A 20,402-nucleotide genomic window follows, 5' to 3' on the forward strand; every position below is an offset into this window, starting at 1 on the left:
ATATTGAAAAAACACCTATCAATTCATTATTTTTTTAACACAAAATTGTTAATCTTGTTCAATAAACGATAAAAAACTGATATACAGCAACATAAAATAACAAAAACTCTGCTATATCGGCTTAAAAACACTAAAATTTCTTATTTTTCTCTTCTTCTTTCTTTATGACATTTCGGGCAACTTCAATTTTAAACTTTTTACCCTTCATTTTTTCGTCTTTTATATTTTTCAGAAGCTCTTTTACTTTTCCAAATTTTACTGCCGCAAACGAAACAAAATCTTTTACTTCAATAAGTCCTAAATCATCTTTTTCCATTTTTCCTTTTTGGGAAAAGAAACCTACAATATCAAACTTATTCAGCTTCGTCTTTTTTCCGCCGCTGATGTAAATAGTTTGAAATTCTGGTGGTTTTGGCAGAGAAGTCACGTTTTTCACATTCAGAACCTGCATATCATAATCGATATAGTCTAGTTTTTTCTCACTCTCGTGAACGATAATATACGCTGTTCCCGTTGCCTGCATACGCGCTGTACGCCCGTTACGGTGTGTAAATTCGTCTTCTTTTAAAGGTAAATGATAATGAATTACGTGTTTCATTTCCGGAATATCTAATCCACGCGCAGCAAGATCTGTCGTGATAAGGTAGCTAATACTTCCGTTTCTAAACTGAATCAAAGCACGCTCACGTTCGTCCTGATCCATTCCGCCATGATAATAAGTAGCATAAATTCCTTTTTCGTTTAAAGTGTCGCTGATACGTTCTGCAGCATCACGATGGTTACAAAAAATAATAGCCGATTGTGATTTTAAAGAACAAATTAAATTGAACAAACTTTCTAATTTATCTTTAGAAGGAGAAACAATCATTTTCATAGAAAGATTTGCTTTTTCCTCTTCTTCTACAATAAAATCTAAAACCGTAGGATTTACAACTCGTGTATATTTCGGAATCTCAATGTCAGACGTTGCAGACACCAAAACTCTTTTGTTCACTTTCGGTAATCTTGCAATAATAAAAGACATTTGCTCGTGAAACCCAAGTTGAAGTGATTTATCAAACTCATCTAAAATCAACGTTTGAATTTTATCTGTTCTAAAAGTTTCTCTGTCAATATGATCAGCAATTCTTCCAGGCGTTCCAATTAAAACTGCCGGAGGATTACTTAAATTCTTTATTTCAGTATCGATTGAATGTCCGCCGTAGCAAATATTCACTTTGTACTGCGTTCCCATTTTTTTCCAAACCTGCTCAATCTGCAGTCCAAGTTCGCGGGACGGAACTAAAATTAAACATTGAACAGAAAGAATTTCAGGCTGCAATAATTCTAAAACCGGAAGCAAAAACGCCAATGTTTTTCCAGATCCCGTTGGAGAAAGAAGTAAAACATTATTATCATTCAGGATTGTATCCTGTGCAGTTTCCTGCATTTCGTTCAGACTCTCAATGCCTAAATTCAAAAGTATATTGTTGGAATGGTGATTTTTATTCATTTTGCAAAAGTAATTAAAAGGTTTCAAGTTTCAGGTTTTCTTTTGTTTCAAGTTTTTTATCGCAAAGTGTACAAAGATTTTATTTTACGCAGATTTTGCAGATTTAAGCAGATTTTATTTTAAAAATCTTTTTTGATCTGCCTAAATCTGCAAAATCTGCGTGAAACCAAAACTGCAAAGTTGATCAACCTGAAACTTGAAACCTGAAACAAAAAACTATATATTTGATTTCGATTAAAACCAAAACCATGAAACTTTTTACCCTTATCATTTCTCTTTTCACAATCACTCTTTTCGCTCAAAACAATAAAAAATACGATACTTTTTTTGAAAAAGGAAACGGAAATCAATCCGCTTCTTATCCCGAAACTATTGCTTATTTTAAGCTTTTAGCCAATAATTTTCCAACGATTCAAATTAAAGAAATGGGTTTAACAGATTCTGGTGAACCTTTGCACATGGTAACTTTTAATCCAGACAAGGAATTTGATTTTGATAAAATCCAAAAAACAAAAACGGTTCTTTTTGTCAATAATGGAATCCATGCCGGAGAACCGGACGGAATCGACGCAACAATGCAATTCTACAGAGATTTAGCGATTGGAAAGCTGAAAGCTCCAAAAAATACCGTTTTAGTCTGCATTCCGGTTTATAATATTGGCGGCGCTCTAAATCGTAATTCGACAACGCGCGCCAATCAGGACGGGCCTGAAATTTATGGTTTTAGAGGAAATGCCAGAAACTACGATTTGAATCGTGATTTAATGAAATCCGATACCCGAAATACAAAAAGTTTTGTTGAGATTTTCCAGAAAATAAATGCCGATGTTTTTATCGATAATCACGTAAGCAACGGATCTGATTACCAATACAAACTGACTTATATTATGACACAGCATAATAAACTCGGAACTGTTTTGGGCGATTTTATGAACAACGAAATGATGCCCGCCTTGGTAAAAGATTTACAGAAAAAGAAAATCGAAACAACGCCTTATGTCGATTCTTTTAAAGATACCCCAGACAAAGGTTTCGGGCAGTTTGTCGATAGTCCGCGATATACAACGGGTTACACTTCCCTATTTAATACGATTGGTTTTGTGGTCGAAACACACATGCTGAAAAAATATGCCGAACGTGTAAAAATGACATACGAATACATGAAATCGACTTTGGATTTTACCGATGCGAATTATCAGAAAATCAAAGAGCTTCGAGTAAAAAACTTAGAGCAATATCTGCCTAAAAAATCGTATACTTTAAAATGGGAATTAGACAGCACAAAAGCGACAACTTTTTCATTTTTAGGATATGAAGCAGACTACAAAAAAAGTGACGCCACAACAGGAAATCGTTTGTATTACGACCGAAGCAAACCGTATAAAAAAGACGTTCCATATATCAAAGAATTTAAATCGGTTAAGGAAGTTGTGATTCCTACGGCTTATATTATTCCGAGAGGATATTGGAATATTATCGATCTTTTGAAAAACAATAATATCAAGCTTACTCAGCTTAAAAACGATACGATTATTGAAGTTGAAAGTTACAGAATTGCCAATTTTAAAACCGTTCCCTCTGCTTACGAAGGACATTATGCACATCGAAATACAACCGTAACTTCTAAAATCGTTAAAATGGCTTTCGCCAAAGGTGATTACATTGTTCCAACCAACCAAAAAGGTGTAAAATATCTTGTAGAAGCTTTTGAACCAGAAGGTGTTGATTCTTTCTTTAACTGGAATTTCTTTGATCCTATTTTACAGCAAAAAGAACATTATTCTGAATATATTTTTGAAGATACTGCGGCAAATCTTTTAAAAGAAAATCCTGCTCTAAAAGCGGAACTAGAATCTAAAAAACAAACGAATGCTGAATTTGCTAAAAATCCTGAAGCACAGTTAGATTGGATTTATAAGCATTCTGTTTATTATGAAAAGGCTCATATGCAGTATCCTGTTTATCGTGTTTTATAAGTGGTTAATTTCTATGATTTTAAAACCCTTTACTTTAAAAATGACAAATTTCGATTAGCAAATCTGAATTATGGCTTTTACGTAAAATAAATTTATTATCACTTTTTATATTTGGAAATTACAAATCAAATTTAAAGTCATAATCACAATCAATTAAAATATTAAAAATGAAAATAACAAAAGTAATTAGTTATCAAAATTCATGGATTAATCTACAACAAAATCACAAAGAAGAACTTAATGATATACTCCAGACGATACCTGATTTTTTCAACATATATAATAATCGAGACAAAAATAAATTTACTCCTCCTAGACAAATCTGGAATGATAAATTATCTGATAAAGGTTGGTCCATAAATAACGAACCTTTTTACAGTGATTATGGACAGAGAATATTTTTTGGAAATTTAGGCCCTATTAAAAACCATATAAGCGCTTATATTACATTCGGACACAGTGATTTTTTAAATCGTTGGCTTTTTCAACAAACAGTATTTGCTGCAAAATATCAAATATCAGAAATACCTATTTTAATAGTGCCTGTAGAAGAATTCTCAAGAAGAATGGACGATCGTTCTGCACTACGTTTAACACTTGAAATGTGCTTTCGCCAAATTCAAGTTATAACTCCTCTAACGCACCCATACCCTTTTTTAATATTAGGATTCAATGATCAAGAAGACTTATTTGAACCTGAAATTATAGAATTAGAAATAGATCCATCAATAGATGATAAAAATATTGTAATCGATCGTAGTATAGAATTCCCAAGTGAATACTATCAAGCCGGTCTTAACATATTGAATTACTTTGGAACATATTTAAGAGAACAATATCCAGATGAGGATGCTAAAGTAAAAATCGAACAAAACGGAAAAATAGTTCGTTTAATTATAGAAACAATTGATGGTGAAAAAGAAATCATAGAAAAGGCACTTGAAGAATATCAACTTGTTGTCTCTGGTCAAAAGCTTCCCGCCGAAATAACCTCAAATCAGAAGTTAATATTAGAGTTAAATAGTGAACTTCGAATTGCAAAATATCGTATCGAAACACAACAAGATATTATTCAAGTACAAAAAGGTCAAATTGAAAATTTATTTAGCATTATTTCAAATGGATTAACTGCTAAACCTACAATAAATATTGAAGTCAGTCCCATCATTAATCTTAGCCAGACAAATATTAATCATGATATTTCTAGTGCTCTTTCATCACTGAATGAATTTAAAGAATTATTACCTAATATAAGCCCTGAATATACTGAAATTCAAGAACTAGAAACATCACTTTTTGAGATTGAAAAAGAGCAAAATCCAGAAGTTGTTAAAAAATCATCTGCAATGCAAAAATTTAAAAAAATTTTTGAATCATTTGAAGAAGGCAAATCAGAAATATCCAAAGCTGTCAAATCTGTTGAAGGTGGAATTGATTTAATCAGAAGCTTAGCAGGTAAATATAATAAAATTGCTGAATGGTGCGGTTTACCACAAGTTCCTTCAATTTTTACTAAATAAATCTTACATTTCTATTTTAAAAAAAATAGACAATTCCTCTCGTGAACGCAATCTAAATTATGATAATGCATGTCTTGTGCTAAAATAGGTTTACACAAAAGTGTAAAAATATGGAAAGATATTCAAAAACATCACCTTCAAAATGGCAGTCTCAGTATAGCGAAGAATTTAAACGATTTGTCTGCAATGACTTTTTAACCGGAACTTTGACAAAAAGAGAAATTGAGAATAAATATAATATTGGACATTCAAGATTAACTTACTGGCTGAAAGAAATAGGTTTTGATTATTCAAAACCCAGTATTGTATCTTTACCCAAGATGAAAGACTACACGAACAAATTATCTGATAAAGAAGAGGAAATGTGGCTTTCCGTAAAAATGGTTGATTATAATATTTTATATTTGAAATAAATCTAACCAAACCCCAATCAAAATTCCTGCTGATGAAACACAAATTAATTTCGTTATTCGTGTTGGTTTTCATTATTTTTTCTTGTAAAAATGAAACTAAAAAAAGTAATTCAATTGCAGAACCTCAAAAATCGAACGCAAATGCGACTGAATCTGACAGCATAAAAAGTGATTCGGCTGCGGTGAATTCTTCAAGCAATAATTTGGCAGAAAACAAAAAATTATTGTTGGATTTTTATCTTAAAAATGACAAAAAAACACAATATTTTTTAATTAACAACAATAAAGATACTACGATTGTCTGCGCCGAAAAAACCAAAATAACGATTACAGCCAATAGCTTTATTGTTTCAAAAACGCAAAAAGAGGTTTCGGGACAAATTAAAATATCGGTAAAAGAATACTATAGTATTTCGGATATTCTTTTAGGAAGACTTTCTACAACCTCAAACGGAAAGTTACTGGAAACTGGCGGAATGCTGGATATTAATGCTGTTTCGGGTCAGGAAAAATGTGATTTAAAAAAAGGAAAAAGTATTGAAATCGAAATGCTTAAAAAGGGCGAAAAAGAAGGAATGCAACTTTTTAACGGAAAGAGAACAAATGATCAGGTTAATTGGCAGCTGGCTGAAGTTTCAATCAATTTAAATAAGGTTTATAATAAAGTAGATGAAATGCCTGTTTACCCTGGTGGCAATCAAGTGTTATATAAAACTCTTGGCAACAATATAGTTTTGCCGGAAGAAATTATCTCAGGCAAAGTTACAAGTACTTTTGTTGTAGATAAAGAAGGAAATGTAACGAATATTAAAATAATAAAAGGCTTAAGCAAAGAGGTTGATGAAGCTGTGGTTAAGGCTTTTAAAAAACTTTCAAAGTTTATTCCGGGCAAAGTAAATGGCATTCCTGTAAATGTTCAATATTCTCTTCCCGTTAATATTCACTCCGATGAAGAAGATGGTACTAATGGCTATTTAAGTTCTACTTCTAGCAACAGCAGATCTACTAATTATGAAGCAAAAAAAACAAAAGCAGAGGAATTTAGTTCTTACTTATTTAAAAGTGCGAAACTAGGTTTTATAAACTGTGACAGATTTTTGGATTATGACGAATCGTCTAAAATCGATTATGTGATTAATTTCAAAAATGACAGTAATACTTCTGTAAGCATCATATTTCATAGTATAAAATCTGTAATGACAGGATATTCAAATGCTGATAATGTCTCGTTTAACAATATTCCATCAGGAGAAAAGATTACTATTTTCGCAATTAAATATGTTGACGACAAGCCTTATTTAGCAACTCAGGAAACTGAAACATCACGACAAAAATTGAATAATTTGGCTTTTGAAGAAGTTACTCCTGAAAAATTAAAACAGGAAATAAAAAAATTAGACCGGCTAAATTAATTCTCTCTTTTCAATAATTGTTATTACAGAATCTATATGAAAAACTTTTTGTTATTTTTTTTATTTATATCACTATCAAATATAGTGTCTGCACAAAAATTAGTTTCGGGGGAATATGATTTTGGGCTAAACCTTTCTTATGATGAATCGTCTAAGATGCTGACTGGTTATTTTGAAAATTATACAGGATTAGATGAACAGACTCAAAATTCAAAATTTTCATGCATTTTTTATATTGAAGGAAAAGTTACGGGGGAAAAATTTAGCATAAAGACCTATTACCCGGAAGATAAAGAAGATGATATAATTTTAGGAACAATTGAGATAACTAATAACAAAACAATTAAAATAAAACTTCCCGAAGAGCATGGCGGGTGCTGGAATGTACAGCATTTTGCAGATAAGCCGGAACAATTTGAGCTGGAAAAGAAAAGCAATTGGATACAGGTTAGATATTTGGATAAAAACAAATCTTTCTTTTTTAAAGAAAACTCTAATCTTAGTAAAACAAAAATGTATCTAATTAAAAATGATATCGTGTATGTCGAAAAAATTGAAAACGGAAAAGCATTTTGTAGTTACAAAGGAAAAAAGATAATCAAAGGATGGATTAATATTGATGATCTGAATAAATTATAAAAAAAAGTCCAAAACATCTATTGAGGCTTTTTTATAATTTATTTTAATCTGCCTTGACTTTTATTTCCTCTGCAAATAATAATTTAATGTTCTCGTAAGAGTTTTTAAGTGCTTCTTTGATTTGTTCCGGGTTTAACCACGCCACTTTTTCAATTCCTTCTTCAATTTGCCCTTGTGGAGTTCCTTCAAAATCAGAATGCATTTCGAACCAATGCGTGATTTTGAGTTTATATTTTCCGTTGCGTTTGAAGATATGATAGGTTTTTTGAAGTTTTTGAACGATACGGAGTTGGTTTACACCGGTTTCTTCCTCAACTTCACGCATGGCTGTGGCTTCAATGTCCTCGCCTTTCTCGATTCCACCCTTTGGTAAATCCCATTTTCCATTTCTAAAAATGAATAAAACCTCACCTTTTTTATTGTACACAAAACCTCCGCCGGCTTTATTTACAGGAATTTTGGCTTTAAGGGTTTTCATTATCTCACTTTCGTCAGGATGATATAAAATGGCTTTTTGAATTTTATTTTGAAAAATTTTTATGATAAGCTGTTCGATATCAATACTTTCTAACAAGAACAATTGAAAATCTGTCTCGCGGGAGATTTCATTTGTCAAAAAAAGTGGTTTGTCGTTCACAAAAACTTTATACATTTGTACTATGATTTTTAATAAAGATACTGCCGAAAAAACAGCCGAATTGCTTTTGCAAATAAATGCAATTAAATTGAATCCCGAAAATCCTTTTACATGGGCTTCTGGTTGGAAATCTCCTATTTATTGTGATAATAGGTTAATTCTTTCATTTCCGAGCATCAGAAACTATGTTCGTGATGAGTTTGCCAAGAACATCGAAAAACAATTTGGAAAACCTGATGTGATTGCCGGAGTGGCCACTGGAGCCATTGGAATTGGAATTTTAGTTGCCGAAAGCCTTGGACTTCCGTTTGTATATGTTCGTCCTGAACCTAAAAAACACGGCAGACAAAACCAGGTTGAAGGTTTTTTTCAAAAAGGTCAAAATGTTGTAGTTGTTGAAGATTTAATCAGCACAGGAAACAGCAGTTTGCTTGCTGTAGAGGCTTTACGTAACGAAGGTGCTAATATTAAAGGAATGGCAGCTATTTTTACCTACGGTTTTAATGTTGCCGAAGATAATTTCAAAAGTGCTAATGTTGATTTATTCACATTAAGCAATTACGAAAATCTTTTAGATTTAGCAGTTCAAAAACAATATATAACAGAAGACCAGCAATCTACGTTACAAGAATGGAGCGTGAGCCCATCGACTTGGGGACAGGAAGAGTAATTTTAGATTTTAGATTTTAGATTTTAGATTTTAGATTTTAGATTTTAGATTTTAAAAATCGCTTCGCTCTTTTTTGGAATTTGGAATTTAAAAATTGGAATTTATTTTGATTGCTACATACAAATAAAAAAAAATATTATATGAACTTAGAAAGTCCAAAAGTTACTGTTCAGAAATCAGCTCAGGATTTATTCGACCAACTGACTGATGTTAAGAATTTTGAAAAACTAATGCCGGATAACATCGCTAAATTTGAAGTAATTGGCGAAGATGCTTTTATTTTTGGATTGAAAGGTATGCCGGAAATCAAATTAAAAATGAAAGATAAATCAGCGCCAAACAAAATTGTTCTAGGTGCTGCAAGTGATAAACTTCCGTTTACTTTAACTTCAAATATTGACTCTATTTCTGATTCAGAAAGTGCTGTTCAATTATTTTTTGAAGGCGAATTCAACGCTATGATGGCGATGATGGTTAAAGGACCAATCAGTAAGTTTATTGAAACTTTAGCAAACAATATGAACAAACTTTAATAATGGTAAATTATTAATTGTGAATTATAAATGAAAGCCTGATCTGATAGATTGGGCTTTTTTTTTGCCACAGATTAAAAAGATTAAAATGATTTTTTTCTCTAGCAGATCTTGCAGATTCCGCAGATTTATTTTAAACAAAAAACCTTTAGACCTTTGCCTCTCTGCACCTTTAAACCTCCTAATAAAGCATCTGAATCTCTTTTATCTCAAATTCTGAAACAGAATCATCTTCCAATAAAACCTGCAATTTTCCAATAGGAGAAACGCCTTGGATAATTCCCATAAAATTTTTATCCTGAAGATTTTTAAAAGGCATTGGAACTCCTTTTTTGAACAGCGAATTAAAATAATCTATCCAAAAAAGAGATGATGAGGTAATCCATAATTCAATTTTCTCTTGTATTTTTTCAGTAATTAAAATTGCCAGATTCTCTTTGTCAAAAGTTTTTCCGAAGATGACTGCCAAAGAAGAACCACGAGGCAGATCTTCATAATTGGTTTGATTGACATTTATTCCGATTCCGACAACTGACACGATCCTGCCATCGCTTTTTAGAGTATTTTCTATCAAAATGCCACCAATTTTTTTATTGTATGACATTATGTCGTTTGGCCATTTTATACATAAATCAGGAATATTTAACGATTTCAACGTATCTAAAACAGCTAAGGAAACTACAATACTCAAATTGAAAACCTGCTCATTATCAAACAGAAAATCTTTCACCAAGACGCTCATAATTAAGTTTTTACCCGTCTCAGAGCTCCACTTTGCCCCCATTTGCCCCTTGCCTTTTGTCTGATTTTCAGCCGTTACCACCGTAAAATTCTCCAGTTCATCCTGACTTGACAATGATTTTAAGAAATCATTTGTGGAATCTATGGCATCGAGTTTGATTAGTTTCATTAAATAATTTAAATATCTTAATTTAATATTTTGTTAAGGTTCAAAAATAATCACAAAATTTGGTAACTTTACAAATTCATATAAAATAATTCATGGCGAAAAAGACTATTAATAATGATGTTCTATTGGCGAACATAATCAAAGGGATTGAGGAAGTAAAAGGAAATGATATCGACATTCTTGACTTAAGAGATATAGACACAGCAGTTTGTGACTATTTTGTCATTTGCAACGGTAGCTCAAATACCCAAGTTAACGCCATTGTAAACTCAATTCAAAAAACAGTTTCAAAAGACTTAAAAGACAAACCCTGGCACGTAGAAGGAACCGATAATGCAGAATGGGTTCTTATGGATTATGTGCATATCGTGGTACATGTTTTCCAAAAACACATTCGTGAATACTATAATATCGAAAGCCTTTGGGGTGACGCCAAAATAACTACAATCGAAAACAAATACTAAAAGAAAAATTTTTCTAAATGGCTAAAGATAATAATCCAAATCCGAGTAAATTTAAAATAAGTCCCTGGTTAATATATACCGCAATACTTCTAGTTTTTTTATTTATAAGTTTTGCAACCGGTGGATCTAACTTAAGCGAACCTGCACAATTGACCTCTTCTAAATTCAATACTTTATTAGAAAAAGGCCAAATTGAAAAAGTTATCGTTTATAATAAAGCTGAAGCTGAAGTATACCTAACTGCTGCTGCTCTTAAAGACCCAGCTAATGAAAAGGTTTCTAAAGATATTTTTAAAAACCCTAACAAAGGGCCGCACTATACCTTAGAAATTGGTAACGATCAAATATTTCAAACAAAACTTGAAAAAGCAGTTGGCGAAGGCAAACTAAAAGATTTTAATTTCCTTCAAAAAAATAACTGGAGCGATATTTTAATCAGCTTACTTCCTATCATCATTATTATTGGTGTATGGATTTTCATTATGCGTAAAATGTCTGGCGGAGGCGCTGGCGGAGGTGGACAGATTTTCAATATTGGAAAATCTAAAGCTAAACTTTTTGATGAAAAAACAGATATCAAAACTACATTTAAAGATGTTGCAGGTTTAGAAGGTGCAAAAGAAGAAATACAAGAAATTGTAGAGTTCCTTAAAAACCCTGAAAAATATACTAATCTTGGAGGTAAAATTCCTAAAGGAGCTTTACTTGTAGGACCTCCGGGAACTGGTAAAACCTTATTAGCAAAAGCCGTTGCCGGTGAAGCACAAGTTCCGTTTTTCTCTTTATCAGGTTCTGATTTCGTTGAAATGTTTGTGGGAGTTGGTGCATCTCGTGTACGTGATTTGTTTAAGCAGGCCAAAGAAAAATCTCCGGCAATTATCTTCATAGATGAGATTGATGCCGTAGGTAGAGCCCGTGGAAAAAGCAATATGTCTGGCGGAAACGACGAAAGAGAAAACACTTTAAACCAGTTATTGACAGAAATGGATGGTTTTGGTACAAACTCTAACGTAATTGTTTTGGCTGCAACAAACAGAGCTGACGTTCTTGATAAAGCTTTAATGCGTGCAGGACGTTTTGACAGACAAATATTTGTTGACTTACCGGACATTCGCGAAAGAGCTGAAATTTTTAAAGTTCACTTAGCTCCTATCAAAAAAGTTGAAGGTCTTGATCTTGATTTCTTAGCAAAACAAACTCCGGGTTTCTCTGGTGCTGATATTGCAAACGTTTGTAACGAAGCTGCCTTAATTGCTGCCCGTAATAACAAAACTGCGGTTGACAGACAAGATTTCTTAGATGCTGTTGACAGAATTATTGGCGGTCTTGAAAAGAAAAATAAAATTATTACTCCAGAAGAGAAAAGAGCAATTGCAATTCACGAAGCTGGTCACGCTACAGTAAGCTGGATGCTGGAACATGCTGCTCCGCTTATTAAAGTAACTATTGTTCCTCGCGGACAAAGTTTAGGTGCTGCATGGTACTTACCAGAAGAGAGACAAATCGTAAGAACAGATCAAATGTTAGACGAAATGTGTGCTACCATGGGCGGAAGAGCTGCTGAAAAAGTAACTTTTGACAGAATTTCAACCGGTGCATTAAGCGATTTAGAAAAAGTAACACGTCAGGCTCGTGCAATGGTAACGATTTATGGTTTGAATGATAAAATTGGAAATGTTACTTATTACGATTCATCTGGACAAAGTGAATACAACTTCTCAAAACCATATTCTGATGAAACAGCAAAAATTATTGATGCTGAAATTTCAGAATTAATTGAAGGTCAATACCAGAGAGCTATTGAAATACTTAAAGAAAATAAAGACAAGTTAAATCAGCTTGCTGATATATTAATTGAAAAAGAAGTTATTTTTAAAGATGACTTAGAAGCAATTTTCGGAAAACGTACTTTTGACAAAAATTTAGAAGAAGTCGTTTCGTAAATTATTCATTAAATACACAATATTTTTTAAAATCTTAATTCAAAATACCCTTTTGAATTAAGATTTTTTTATCTTTGAACGTTTTCAATTAACATGTAAAGTATTTCATATAAAAAATGAATTTTTTCAAAAAAATATTTGGTTCCGGCGAATCTGCTTCTGACGAAGAACACGAAAGTGAATACGCAGGAACTCCTGCCCCAAATAGTCATTTGTCTATAGACGAACAATTCATATTCAACTTTAAGAAAAATGGCGGAAAATTTTTGTATTGTGAAAACAGTCAGGAAGTGGCAGAACAATTCGAAAATATTTTAGAAGAAAATGACTGGTTTGAAAGTGAAGTATTATGTTATGAACCGGCTCTTTTTAATTTGCTGGATGAAAATAAATTATTCTATATTGCCCCAGCAAAACCAAAATTTCTATTAGCAAGCTGCGAAAATCTAATTGCAGATGAAGGTTCTATCCTTTTCTCTTCAAAGCAAATTAGACAAAACAAACCGAACGATTTACCAGCAAATATTGTAATTCTTGCAACAACAAGTCAAATTCTCCCAATGAAAAGTGATGGTTTAAGCGCCATTAAACGTAAATATGAAAGAGACATTCCGACTAATATCACCACAATAAAATATTTCGAAAAAGCAAAAGAAGAAGATTTTACCCAATACGGAAGTGTTGCCAAAAATCTTTATTTATTGCTCTTAGAAGATCTTTAAGATGAACGAAACGCTTAAAAGAACCATTTCTGGTGCTGTTTATATTGCTCTGTTGTTAGCTTCAATCTTGTTTTCTACCGAAAGCTTTATCATTCTCTTTGGTATTTTTCTAATTATTACCATTTATGAATTTTCAAATATTGTAAACCTTAATAAAGTCTTTTCGATTTTATTCGGAACTTTACTGTATACAATCGTAATATTAATTAGCCATTACAATAAACAAACGTCTGCTTATTTAAATAATACTTTTAAATCAAATCTCGATTTAGAAACCAATATCCAGCAATTAGATCTTGTTCTTCTGGCTATTACACTGGTTGTATCTATTAAATGTATTATCTTTTTATTTTATGACTCTGTTCAAAAAGTAAGCACTTCTTCAAAATATTTATATCTTTTAGGATACATTGCATTACCCTTTATTTTTATCGTGAAAATTTCCTTTGGAACAAATGATTACAATCCAAAGATTATCATAGGTTTGTTTGTATTAATCTGGACAAATGACACTTTTGCGTATTTGGTTGGAAAATCAATAGGAAAACATAAATTATTTGAACGTGTTTCTCCTAAAAAAACAATTGAAGGTTTTCTGGGCGGAATGGTTTTTGCGGCTTTTGCAGGGTTCTTAATTTCAAAATTATACATACAGCCTAATCCGGCTTTTAGCGGTAAATCGATCCTTATATGGACAATTATTGCTTTAATCGTGAGTATTTTTGGAACGATCGGTGATTTGATCGAATCGAAATTTAAAAGAATTGCCGGTATTAAAGACAGCGGTTCCATAATGCCAGGACACGGAGGCATCTTAGATCGATTAGATAGTGTTATATTTGTAGCACCAATTATATTTTTATTTTATCAAATTTTATATTATGTTTCATAAAGAAGGAGCCCCATCTATTTTATTAGGAACAGTTTTTACTGTTGCCGTACTTGTAATTGCTGATAGATTTATTGATATCAATTGGCTTAGAATGCTAGTTCAAATAGCAGCGTTATTGATTTTGATTATTATTTTACAATTTTTTAGAAATCCTAAAAGAATTGCTGTTAGAAACAGTGATCACATCCTTGCTCCTGTTGATGGAAAAGTTGTGGTTATTGAAGAAGTTTACGAAGGCGAATATTTTAAAGATAAACGTTTACAGGTTTCTATTTTTATGTCACCTATCAATGTTCACGTTACTCGCTATGCGATGGACGGAATTATAAAATTTAGTAAATACCACCCTGGAAAATTTTTGGTTGCATGGCATCCAAAAGCTAGCGAGGAAAATGAAAGAACAACTGTAGTAATCGAAAATGATACTTTTGGTGCGATTCTTTACAGACAAATTGCTGGTGCTTTGGCACGTAGAATTGTAAACTACGCTCAGGAAGGAATGCAGGTTATTCAGGGAACTGATGCCGGGTTTATTAAATTTGGATCGAGAGTAGATTTATTTTTACCTTTAGGTACACCAATCAATGTGGTTTTAGACCAAAAAGCAATTGGAGGAAAAACTATTATTGCTACAAAAGCGTAAATGGCAGAAAAAGATTTAGATACACGCTTCAATGAGGCTGTAGAAATTGCATTGAAAATGACTCAGGCCTCACTGCCGCAAGATGTGCAGTTAAGACTTTATGCATTTTACAAACAGGCTACTTTTGGAACCGCTGTTTACAATCAGTCTGAGAATTTTGATTTACGAAATGCTTTTAAAACAAATGCCTGGATGCAGATTAGTCATTTATCGATTGATGAAGCTAAGGAATGTTACATCGAAATCATTAATTCACTAACATCAAAATAAATTAATATTATGAAGAATAACATTGTTCGTTTCAGCATTTTAGCTTCATTTTTTCTATTATTTTCTTGTAATGATAACAATAAGCTTACCGAAGTTGTAGAAGTTCCGCTGCCAACTAAAGAAGAAAAAATAACGATTGGTTCTCCAAATGATGTAAAAGCAGATCCAGGTTCATTTGAACTTACAAAACTGCCTTTTGCTTATGACGGATTAAGTCCTGCGTTACGTTCTTTAACTTTAGAAACGCATTATTCTAAGCACTATTTATCGTATACAAACAATTTTAATAAAGAAATTGTTTCGACTGAGTATGAAAATATGCCAATTGAGGATATTTTAAAAAAGATGGATCTTAACAATGCAAAACTTCGTCAAAATGCTGGCGGATATTACAATCACACACTTTATTTTAATATTTTAACTCCAAAAGAACAGACTCCAAAAGATACTCTTGCGGGTTCAATTAATAAAGAATTTGGATCTTTTAATAATCTTACAAATCAGTTTAAAGGTCAGGCTGAGAAACAATTTGGTTCTGGCTGGGTTTGGCTGGTTGTTGATAGATACGGAAAGTTACAAATTACTACTACAGAGGATCAGGATAATCCGTTAATGAAAAATGCATTAATTCCCGGAACGCCAATTTTAGGTATTGATTTATGGGAACATGCTTATTATCTGGATTACCAAAACAGAAAAGGAAGTTATATCGATGCTTTTTACGAACATATAAACTGGGAAAAAGTAAACGAATATTATGTCGAGGCCCTCAAAAAGGTCAAGAAAGTATAAAAACACAAAAGCTGATAGTATATCAGCTTTTTTTTTTGCTTAATTTTAAATTTAAAGAAGTACACCTTATAATAAAAAGTAAAAAAATACGATAAAGCATATTCATCTGTCTATATTTATATATCTTAAACACTGTGAAATCTCTTGCAGTATAACTAAAAATGTGTAGACATTTTTAGTCAAACAATATTTTAAGAATTATGTCCAGCCGACCTATTAGAAAAAATAACATGAAGATTAAAACTATTCTCTTGTATTTTGCCCTCATGATTATATTTTCATGCGTTGATGGAGAAAAAAGCGATTTTGTGAATAAACATGGAAATCTGCTTTTAAAAACTTCTGTTTTAAATTTCCATGATCAAAACTCTAAATCAAAAGATTCAACTAAAACAATTAATATAGAGTATTCGTCTGAGCAATTAGATAATAACAAAGGACTTTCGAATAGTTCTATTAATGCTATTTTTCAGGATTCTGACAATTTACTCTGGATAGGAACCTGGGATGGTTTAAACCGATATGATGGCAGCAATTTTAAAATTTACAGACCTGAACCTAATAATGAAAACAGTCTAAGCAATCAGGTTATTTTAAAAATAGATGAAGACAGCAATGGAAATATTTGGATTGTTACCATACACGGGATAAATCGATTCAATAAAAAAACGGGCACTTTTCAACGGTATTATTTTTCGAGAAAAGATATCTCGCCATTATCTGAATCTGAGTTTAACATGGCTCTTGACTCTTCTAAAAGAGTGTTTTGTGCTGCAAAAAATTGGGGAATTGGCTATTTTGAAGGCGATAGTTTTCAATTATTAAATTCAAAAAATCTCCCTAAAAAAGCAGTAAAAAAAATGCAGTTTACACAAAATGGTGAATTGCTGGTTTTATTTGAGAATAGTGATCTCTACAAAATATCAATTGAAACTGACAAAAGCGGTAAAAAAACAATTTCAGCAATAAAACTAATTTCAAAAAATATTCAATCATTTGATGAAATTTCGAACCAAAAAATCGTTACTGTATCGCTAACCGGAAACAGCAATTTATATTCTTTAAACAATGAAATTACTTCTTTCCATAAAAATCATATTGAAAAAATTATAGGAAAAACTGCTGACGGCATTATCGTTCTGGACAAGTCAGGATATTCTGTATTAGATCAAAATGGTGTTGAGGTAAAGAAGGATTGGCTAAAACATTTAAAAAACAAAACCACCGTTCTAATTCAAGGAAACGAAAACATATTTTGGGCAGGAACAGATGGCGACGGAATTTTTAAAATAAGTCCGCTTAAAAAACCTTTCAATCTGATTTCTAAAATACAGCTTCCAGAACTGGATGGCGCAATTGTGAGGTCATTTTTGGAGCTAGAAAACAATTCATTTCTGGTTGGTACAAAAGGAAAGGGTTTGTTTAAATTTTCTCCAGATTTTTATTTAAATCCTGAAAAACCATTAGAATACAAAAATTATAATGAGAGTAACAGTGCCATAAATAATGCTGTGTTTTCTTTATACAAAGGACAAAATGATCTGATTTTTATTGGTACAGATGGCGATGGTATTACAGTTTATGATTCAAAAAAATCAAAATTGGTTACTTGGAAAGAAATAATAGGCAGCAATGACTGTTCATACTTTAAATCTGTTTATTCTATTTATCAGGATGATAATGGATTTATCTGGGCTGGAACAAACGGATATGGGATGTTTCGTTTTAAGATTGAGCATTTAGGAAATAATCTAAAAGTTTCTGATTTTAAAAATTATGCTGCCAATAATAATCAAAGCAATGCATTGAGCAGTAATATCGTCTTCTCGATAATTCCAAAAAATAAAAATCAGCTCTGGATTGGAACTCGTTTAGGCGGATTAAATTTATTTGATGTCAAATCAGAGCGGTTTTATACTTACAGAAATCATAAAAATGATCCTGAAAGTTTATCTAATAATGATATTTTATGTTTAGTAACCGATGCTAAAAACAGGCTCTGGATTGGAACCAGTCTTGGTTTAAACTTACTGGAATCAAAAAATGGCAAGCCTGTATTTAAAAATTTTACGGTAAAAAATGGTCTTCCTAATAATACTATTCATGGAATTGTTTGTGATAAAAAAAATAATCTCTGGTTAAGCACCAATTTTGGCCTTTCTAATTTTAATGTCAAGAAATTAAACTTTACTAATTATACTAAAAATGAAGGACTTCAAAACAATGAATTTGCTGATGGGGCCTATTATCAAAATTTAAAATCTGATTTTATTTTTATGGGCGGTATAAAAGGGTTTAATTATTTTTTGCCCCAAAACATAAAAGAGTCAAATGTAATTCCAGATCTTTTTATTGATAAAATAAGCGGGCAGAATCAGCCGCTGCCTTATTATCAAGCATTGGTTATTGCTCCCAATTCTACTTCTCATCCTTCTATTGTTTTAAATCATAATCAAAATTTCTTCGACATTGAATTGACGGCCCTGACTTTTATCAATACCGAAAAATGTCAATATGCTTATCAGTTAAAGAATTTTGATAAGGATTGGAATGTTATTGATAATCGACGAATTATTTCTTTTACAAATGTTCCTAAAGGAAATTATTCTTTATGGATAAAATGGTCAAATAGTGATGGTATCTGGACTAAACCGGTTCATGCTGTTGATATACGCGTTAAACCGGTATACTGGCAGTCGAACATTGCTTTTTTAATCTATGTCCTGCTCCTACTGGCTTTTGTATTTTTTATTCATAGTTATTACAAAAAACGTCAATCCTTAAACCAAAATATATTATTTAGGAAAAGGGAAATGGAAATACATGAAAACAGGCTTACTTTTTTTACAGAAATAGCCCATGAATTTCAAACGCCGCTTACTTTAATTGTTGGCCCAATTCAAAAACTTTCTGAAGTAACAAACCTCAGCGAAAGAAACACAAAATTTATACATATGATTCAGCGAAATTCTTCGCGTTTGTTGTTTCTAACACAGCAATTATTAGAATTTAGAAAAGCTGAATTTGATCACATAGAAGTAAATGTGAAAAATTTTGATTTGGTAAATTTGATCGAACAAATTGCCGAATTATTTGATGAATGGGCAATCGAAAAAAACATTAGTTATTCACTAGATATTCCGCCTGTGTTATTGGGCTGGTTCGACAAAGATAAAATCGAAAAAATAGTTTTTAATTTAATGTCGAATGCTTTTAAATATACGCCTGAAAACGGAAAAATAACCTTGAAATTTAGTATTCAGGACATTGGTGCAGAAAAATTAAATATTACGATAACCAATACAGGAAAAGGAATTTCGAAAGAAGAATCAGATTCTCTGTTTGATCAGTTTTTCTTAGCTAAATTAAATACAGAAACTGATAATACGATGTTCAGAACCGGTATTGGTCTGGCATATGTAAAAAAATTAATTACCGCATTAAGAGGCGAAATCTCTGTTTCAAGTCAGGAAAATATCGAAACAACATTTACTGTTTTGCTGCCTTGCAATAAAGGCTCATTTGACGAAAAAGAACTGGATAGTACCGTAAGTGCTGTTTTAATTTCAAATCATTTAAAAAACATACTTGAAGAAACTCCGGTTAAAGATGAAGGTACTCCAGACAAAATTTCATCTTTAAGCCATATTACAGATGATCGAAAAACCATATTAATTGTTGAAGATGAAAAAGAAATTCATCTGCTTCTTAATGATTTATTAGACCAAAAATATAAGCTTATTATAGCTTACAATGGTTTAGAAGCTTTAAAGATTATCGAAAATGAAATTCCTGATCTCATTATCAGCGATGTTATGATGCCTTTTCTGGATGGAATTGAATTTTGCAAAATAGTCAAGAATGATCTTAAAACCTGTCATATTCCGGTTATTATGCTCACTGCAAAAGATTCTGTTCTGCATCGAATTGAAGGAATAGAAAGCGGTGCCAATTCCTATATCGCAAAACCATTTTATCCAGATCATTTACTGATAAGAGTTCAAAAACTTCTTGAAGAAAAAGAGTTGATATCAAAGCATTTTATGCAAGATACACCTATCGAAAATTTGGCATCTCTACCCATAAATAATGACGAAAAAGATTTTATCAAAAAAGTAATAGAACTAATTCGCCGCAATATTGATAATGAAAATCTTCAAAGTTTATATATCGAAAAAGAATTAGGCATCAGCAATTCGCAATTGTATAGAAAAATTAAACAAATATTTGGTTTTACACCAGGCGACTTGATTCGGACTATCAGATTAAAATATGCTGCAGAATTATTGCGAAAGAATATTTTAACAGTATCTGAAGTTTGCTACAGTTCTGGCTTTAATAATCGTTCTTATTTTTATCGAGAGTTTAAAAAACTATATAATACTACGCCCAAAAATTACCAGCTCAAATACAAAACCAAGGGCTAAAAAAATCACAACGCTTTAAATATCAATATAATAAATACTAGTGTACA

The 20,402-nt window shown here is 31.8% G+C and carries 18 protein-coding genes; 15 read left to right on the plus strand and 3 right to left on the minus strand.

Annotated elements, in window-relative coordinates:
• Window positions 1-130: 130 nt before the first annotated feature.
• Window positions 131-1,492, minus strand: coding sequence for a DEAD/DEAH box helicase (locus ASD98_RS15730; RefSeq protein WP_056206053.1), 1,362 nt, complete (start codon window positions 1,490-1,492; stop codon window positions 131-133).
• 248 nt (window positions 1,493-1,740) lie between these two features.
• On the opposite strand from ASD98_RS15730, the gene ASD98_RS15735 reads away from it, so the two are divergent.
• From ASD98_RS15735 to ASD98_RS15755, 5 genes are all read left to right on the plus strand, one after another.
• Window positions 1,741-3,468, plus strand: a complete 1,728-nt coding sequence (locus ASD98_RS15735) for a M14 family metallopeptidase (protein ID WP_056206055.1) — start codon at window positions 1,741-1,743, stop codon at window positions 3,466-3,468.
• Window positions 3,469-3,635: 167 nt separating this feature from the next.
• Window positions 3,636-4,988: a hypothetical protein gene (locus ASD98_RS15740; RefSeq protein ID WP_056206057.1), complete on the plus strand. Its 1,353-nt coding sequence runs from the start codon at window positions 3,636-3,638 to the stop codon at window positions 4,986-4,988.
• A 110-nt stretch (window positions 4,989-5,098) separates the two neighbouring features.
• Window positions 5,099-5,401: a hypothetical protein gene (locus ASD98_RS15745; protein WP_056206059.1), complete on the plus strand. Its 303-nt coding sequence runs from the start codon at window positions 5,099-5,101 to the stop codon at window positions 5,399-5,401.
• Between the two features lie 32 nt (window positions 5,402-5,433).
• On the plus strand, window positions 5,434-6,813 hold the full coding sequence (locus tag ASD98_RS15750; RefSeq protein ID WP_056206061.1) for an energy transducer TonB: 1,380 nt from the start codon (window positions 5,434-5,436) through the stop codon (window positions 6,811-6,813).
• Between the two features lie 84 nt (window positions 6,814-6,897).
• Window positions 6,898-7,452: a hypothetical protein gene (locus ASD98_RS15755; RefSeq protein WP_128414849.1), complete on the plus strand. Its 555-nt coding sequence runs from the start codon at window positions 6,898-6,900 to the stop codon at window positions 7,450-7,452.
• Window positions 7,453-7,495: 43 nt separating this feature from the next.
• Here ASD98_RS15755 and ASD98_RS15760 read toward each other — a convergent pair whose 3' ends face one another.
• On the minus strand, window positions 7,496-8,104 hold the full coding sequence (locus tag ASD98_RS15760) for an NUDIX hydrolase (protein WP_056206065.1): 609 nt from the start codon (window positions 8,102-8,104) through the stop codon (window positions 7,496-7,498).
• Between the two features lie 7 nt (window positions 8,105-8,111).
• Between ASD98_RS15760 and pyrE the strand changes: the two genes are divergently transcribed.
• Both pyrE and ASD98_RS15770 read left to right on the plus strand, forming a co-directional pair.
• Window positions 8,112-8,759, plus strand: a complete 648-nt coding sequence (gene pyrE / locus ASD98_RS15765) for an orotate phosphoribosyltransferase (protein WP_056206067.1) — start codon at window positions 8,112-8,114, stop codon at window positions 8,757-8,759.
• 140 nt (window positions 8,760-8,899) lie between these two features.
• Window positions 8,900-9,292: a hypothetical protein gene (locus tag ASD98_RS15770; RefSeq protein WP_056206068.1), complete on the plus strand. Its 393-nt coding sequence runs from the start codon at window positions 8,900-8,902 to the stop codon at window positions 9,290-9,292.
• Between the two features lie 181 nt (window positions 9,293-9,473).
• On the opposite strand, the gene ASD98_RS15775 is transcribed toward ASD98_RS15770, so the two are convergent.
• The gene (locus ASD98_RS15775; protein ID WP_056206070.1) at window positions 9,474-10,202 is read right to left on the minus strand and encodes a biotin--[acetyl-CoA-carboxylase] ligase; all 729 of its coding nucleotides are present in this window, start codon (window positions 10,200-10,202) and stop codon (window positions 9,474-9,476) included.
• Window positions 10,203-10,294: 92 nt separating this feature from the next.
• Here ASD98_RS15775 and rsfS point away from each other — a divergent pair, with 92 nt between their 5' ends.
• The 8 genes from rsfS (at window position 10,295) to ASD98_RS15815 (ending at window position 20,355) form a co-directional block, all read left to right on the plus strand.
• Window positions 10,295-10,666 (plus strand): ribosome silencing factor, encoded by a 372-nt coding sequence (rsfS, locus tag ASD98_RS15780; protein ID WP_012024667.1) that lies wholly within the window; start codon window positions 10,295-10,297, stop codon window positions 10,664-10,666.
• Between the two features lie 17 nt (window positions 10,667-10,683).
• Complete coding sequence (ftsH, locus tag ASD98_RS15785; RefSeq protein WP_056206073.1) at window positions 10,684-12,609, plus strand: ATP-dependent zinc metalloprotease FtsH; 1,926 nt, start codon at window positions 10,684-10,686, stop codon at window positions 12,607-12,609.
• Window positions 12,610-12,725: 116 nt separating this feature from the next.
• Window positions 12,726-13,331, plus strand: coding sequence for a lactate utilization protein B/C (locus tag ASD98_RS15790; RefSeq protein ID WP_056206075.1), 606 nt, complete (start codon window positions 12,726-12,728; stop codon window positions 13,329-13,331).
• 1 nt (window position 13,332) lies between these two features.
• Window positions 13,333-14,223: a phosphatidate cytidylyltransferase gene (locus ASD98_RS15795; RefSeq protein ID WP_056206078.1), complete on the plus strand. Its 891-nt coding sequence runs from the start codon at window positions 13,333-13,335 to the stop codon at window positions 14,221-14,223.
• Window positions 14,213-14,866 (plus strand): phosphatidylserine decarboxylase family protein, encoded by a 654-nt coding sequence (locus tag ASD98_RS15800; RefSeq protein ID WP_053473543.1) that lies wholly within the window; start codon window positions 14,213-14,215, stop codon window positions 14,864-14,866. Before ASD98_RS15795 ends, ASD98_RS15800 begins: the two co-directional genes overlap by 11 nt.
• Complete coding sequence (locus ASD98_RS15805) at window positions 14,867-15,136, plus strand: acyl-CoA-binding protein (RefSeq protein WP_056206080.1); 270 nt, start codon at window positions 14,867-14,869, stop codon at window positions 15,134-15,136.
• Window positions 15,137-15,145: 9 nt separating this feature from the next.
• A complete protein-coding gene (locus ASD98_RS15810; protein ID WP_056206082.1) occupies window positions 15,146-15,928 on the plus strand; it encodes a superoxide dismutase in 783 nt (260 codons plus the stop codon).
• Between the two features lie 230 nt (window positions 15,929-16,158).
• Window positions 16,159-20,355: a hybrid sensor histidine kinase/response regulator transcription factor gene (locus tag ASD98_RS15815; protein WP_056206085.1), complete on the plus strand. Its 4,197-nt coding sequence runs from the start codon at window positions 16,159-16,161 to the stop codon at window positions 20,353-20,355.
• The last annotated feature ends 47 nt before the right edge of the window (window positions 20,356-20,402 follow it).

The sequence above is a fragment of the Flavobacterium sp. Root186 genome (genome assembly GCF_001428525.1).
Lineage (GTDB): Bacteria > Bacteroidota > Bacteroidia > Flavobacteriales > Flavobacteriaceae > Flavobacterium.